This is a genomic window from Verminephrobacter aporrectodeae subsp. tuberculatae At4 (assembly GCF_000193225.1).
Taxonomy (GTDB): domain Bacteria; phylum Pseudomonadota; class Gammaproteobacteria; order Burkholderiales; family Burkholderiaceae_C; genus Acidovorax; species Acidovorax aporrectodeae.
Genome location: NZ_AFAL01000145.1, coordinates 1 through 3,860 on the forward strand (window position 1 = coordinate 1; position 3,860 = coordinate 3,860).

The following is a 3,860-nucleotide window of genomic DNA, read 5'->3' on the forward strand; positions in this document are numbered from 1 at the left end:
TGTTCGAGGCCTGCGAGCCCTCCGGAGCGATCCGCTTGGCCACGTTGGCGAACACCATGCTCGGCGACGAGATCCTCTCGAATTTCCCCACGGCCCTGTTTGGCGGCCCCGAGCAGATGGCCGCGTGGATGGACACCGCTCCGGACGACGAACTGTCGGCCCTCTTCGAGAACCCCAACCTGAGCAACTCGTTCCTGACGGAATTGCTTGAGGGCTCCAGGTCTTGGGACGTGCCTGACGAGAAGATGCTCACCATCGTGACCATCCTGGCCAACAATGAGCGGATGCGGGCCGCCTACGCTGGCGATTCCATGGACGGCTTTGCTGAATACCTCCACGGGGCGGTGTTCAACGCGGCCTGGAAGCTCGCGGAGCGTGTCCCGACTACCGAGCGTTGGGCCTTGGCCCTGCGTTGTCTCTACAACGACTGCATGCAGATGGACGCCTTCTCCATCGAGAAGCCACTCGACTTGGTCGCCCGTTGGCATTCCGATCCAGCCGACGCCGAACTCATGGCCTGGGAATCCGAGGGATTGGCCGGTGGCTGGCTGTCACACTACCAGGGTGTTCGCAAGGGCTTGGCCAGATTGGCCTTGGCCAAGGACTACAAGCTCTTGGCCGAGCTTCTGGCCAGCGAAGATCTGGCGCTGCGCTGCGCCGCCTATTCGGACGGCGACCTCTCGCCAAGCCAGTTGTCGGCGGCCTATGACAAGGACGGGGAGTTCGCCTTCGACGGGGCGGTCCGCAACCACAAGCTGTGGCGGACGGCCCCACGCCGAGACGCGTTGGAGGAGGTCGCGTGGGCTATGGCGGACAACGACAAGCACAAGCATTCCGACCTGCCGCCGGCCACCTTCATCTTCAACCGCATCAAGGAAGACCACCAGAAGAATCACCCGGCCTGGTTCAAGGACGAGGAGGATTCCGAGGACGATCCCGGCGACAAGCCGGCCACGAAGGCGGACGTGCAGGCCTTGGCCGAAAGAATGGCCACGCCAGAAAGTGGTCAAGGCATGGAGCAGTTCAAACAGACGCTGGCCACGCTCAGCAACCACGTCGGCTGGGTGTGGTGGTTCTCGCTCGGTGCCTTGATTGCGAGCCTGCGGCACTGGTGAGGCAAATCGACCTCATCCACCGCCTGGCCGAGTTGGAAATGCACGGGGGGGCTTCGTGCTGGCCCGGCCCGCTGCACGCCCCGCTTCAGCGCTGCACCGCGCGGCGCGCCTCCTTGGGTGCCATGTCAAAGCGGCGCCCGAAGGCCGTGGCGAAATTGGCGGCGCTGCCATAGCCCGCCAGCGCAGCGGCCTGCTTGATGCTGATGCCGTCGCGCTCCAGCGCGGTGCGGGCGCGTTGCAGGCGGCTCTCGCGCATGAAATCAAATACCGTCGTGCCATAGGCGCGGCGGAAATGGCGTTGCAGCGTGTTGGCGTTCATGCCGGCGTGGCGGGTGATGTCGTCGAGTGAGAGCGTGTCGGCGGCCGCGCTGCCCAGAAATTCGCGCAGGTCGCGCAGCCGCCTGGCCAGCGCCGCATTCGGGGCCGGTCCGGGTCGGGCGGCCGGCTCGCCGGCTTGCAGCGGCGCCAGCGCCTCGGCCAGCAGGTCGAGCAGCCGGCTGTCCTGATACAGCAATTCCATCATCGGCGCGCAGGCCGGCGGGTGCAGCACCTGCTCGGCCAAGGCCACGGCGCGCGCCGAGGGCTGCCAGTCGCGCAAGGCGAGGTGGCCGCTGAGTAGCGCCTCCAGTGCCGCCGGCATGCGCGTGCCGCTGGCCGCCTGCAATTGATGCAGCCAGTCGTGCGACATGCAAAGACTGAGTCGCCGCGCGTAGCCACCGTGGCGGACGCGGCGGCTGAAGGATTCCGGCTCGGTGGCATTCACCATCACGCAGCGCGGCTGACCGCCGGCTCTGCGGGCGCCGCCGTGCGCGGCCTGGACGCAGCCGTCGTCGGCCGCGGTGCTCATGAGCACGCGTCGCTCTCCGTAAGCAATGTCCAATCCGCCCTCCAGCAGAAACACCAGGTGCAGCCCGGGCGCGCAATGGCCCTGCACGGTGGCGTCGAGCGCGTCGATGGCGTCGTCGGCATGCACGCGCAGCCCCGGCTGGAGCACGCGCACGCGGGCCGCGTGCGCGGCCAGCCACGCATGCTCAGCGGGCGCCGCAGGGCCGGACTGCGGGGGAGGGCTGGATCGTTGCTGGCTCATGGGTGCGGACTTCCTTGGGGTTCGGGTTGGCATGCGGACAGGGCTGCGGCAAAGCAGAACGTGGCTGGCGCAAACGGAAAACCGCAGTGCGGGCACGGTGCCGCTGCTAGACTTTTGCCATGCAAACAGGAATCGTTCTCATTATGTGGCGTATCTGTTCCATGCCCATGCCGGTGCAAAATTTCTGTGCCTTTCTGCCTCAGCCGCGTGCCAGCGTCGGGCTCTTTTTCCGGCTCTTGCGGCTCATTGCCCTGCTGACGGCGTTGCCCGCGTCGGCCAATGGCCCGGTCACCGTGACCGACTTGGCCGGGCGCAGCGTGCGCATTCCGGCCCGGGTGGAGCGCATCCTGCTGGGCGAGGGGCGGCTGCTGCCGGCGCTGGCGATCCTGGAGCCGGGGGACCCGAGTGCGCGGCTGGCCGGCATGATGGGCGATTTCGAACAGCTCGACGCCGCCGGCTACGCCCAATGGCGCGAGCGCTTTCCCAAACTGGACGCGGTGCCGCGCGTCGGCCGCTCCCAGGCCGGCAGCTTCAGCGACGAGCGCGCGCTGCAGTTGCGCCCGCAGGTGGCGATCTTTGGCCTGGGCGGCGGCCACGGTCCGGGCGAGCGCGACCGCGAAGCCCTGGCGCGCCTGGAGGCCGCGGGGGTGGCCGTCGTCTTCGTCGATTTCCGCCACGACCCGCTGGGCAATACGCCACGCAGCATCCGCGTGCTTGGCCAGGTGCTGGGCCAGAGCGAGCGTGCGGCGGCATTCAACGCCTATTGGCAGCAGCAGTTGCAGCGGGTGCGGCAGCGGCTGGCCGAGCGCAAGCCCGCTGCGCCAACGGTGTTTCTGGAAAGCCGGGTCGGCCTCATGAGCGAATGCTGCGACACCATGGTGGGCATGATGGGTCGGTTGCTTGATGCCGCGGGCGGACGCAACGTCGCGCGCGGACTGCTGCCGGGCGAGCAGGGCATGCTCAACCCCGAACTGCTGCTCGCGCGCCAGCCGGCGGTGTACATCGGCACCGCCATCGGCTCGGTGCCGCAAACGCCGCAGCAACAACGGCAACAACAGGCCTCGCAGCGCATCGTGCTGGGCGCCGGTGCCACGCCGGAGATGGCGCGCGCATCGTTGCGCGGCAGCCTGCGGAGACCGCTGATCAGCCCCTTGCAGGCGGTTCAGCAGGGCCGGGCGCATGCGATCTGGCACCACTTCTACAACTCGCCGTTCAACGTGGTTGCCGTGCAGGCGATGGCCCAGTGGCTGCATCCCGACCTGTTCGCCGATCTTGATCCGCGCCAGACGCTGCAGGAGATGTACCGGCGCTTTCAGCCCATCGCACTGCGGGGGGAGTACTGGATCAGTGTCGAGCCCTGAACGACATGCCACTTTGCTGCCCCCGTGGACAAGCCGGCGCCGGCTGCTGGGTACGGGCCTCGCGCTGTGCGCGCCCGGCGCAGCGCTGGCCGCGGCGCCAGCGATGAGCAGCCCGGTGCCGCCGCTGGTCGGCAGCCCGGGGGTGCGCCTGGCGCGCACGCACCGGATCGACTTGGCCGAAGCCGCCGGCCGGCCCCGCCGGCTCTTCGTCGCACTGCCCCAGGGCCCCGTGCCGCATCGCGGCCACCCCGTGCTGTGGACGCTGGACGGCAACGCCCTCTTCCCCCTGATGTCGGC

The 3,860-nt window shown here is 68.6% G+C and carries 3 protein-coding genes and 1 pseudogene; 3 read left to right on the top strand and 1 reads right to left on the bottom strand.

Annotated elements, in window-relative coordinates:
* Positions 1-1,115: hypothetical protein (locus VTU_RS33460; protein WP_010101537.1), on the top strand; the 1,115-nt coding region annotated here is incomplete at its 5' end.
* Between the two features lie 85 nt (positions 1,116-1,200).
* Here VTU_RS33460 and VTU_RS0105230 read toward each other — a convergent pair.
* The gene (locus VTU_RS0105230; protein WP_010101538.1) at positions 1,201-2,202 is read right to left on the bottom strand and encodes a helix-turn-helix transcriptional regulator; all 1,002 of its coding nucleotides are present in this window, start codon (positions 2,200-2,202) and stop codon (positions 1,201-1,203) included.
* Positions 2,203-2,438: 236 nt separating this feature from the next.
* Here VTU_RS0105230 and VTU_RS0105235 point away from each other — a divergent pair, with 236 nt between their 5' ends.
* Together VTU_RS0105235 and VTU_RS0105240 are read left to right on the top strand one after the other, a co-directional pair.
* On the top strand, positions 2,439-3,563 hold the full coding sequence (locus tag VTU_RS0105235) for an ABC transporter substrate-binding protein (RefSeq protein ID WP_029554132.1): 1,125 nt from the start codon (positions 2,439-2,441) through the stop codon (positions 3,561-3,563).
* A 13-nt stretch (positions 3,564-3,576) separates the two neighbouring features.
* Positions 3,577-3,860, top strand: a pseudogene (locus tag VTU_RS0105240) (alpha/beta hydrolase); the annotation flags it as partial.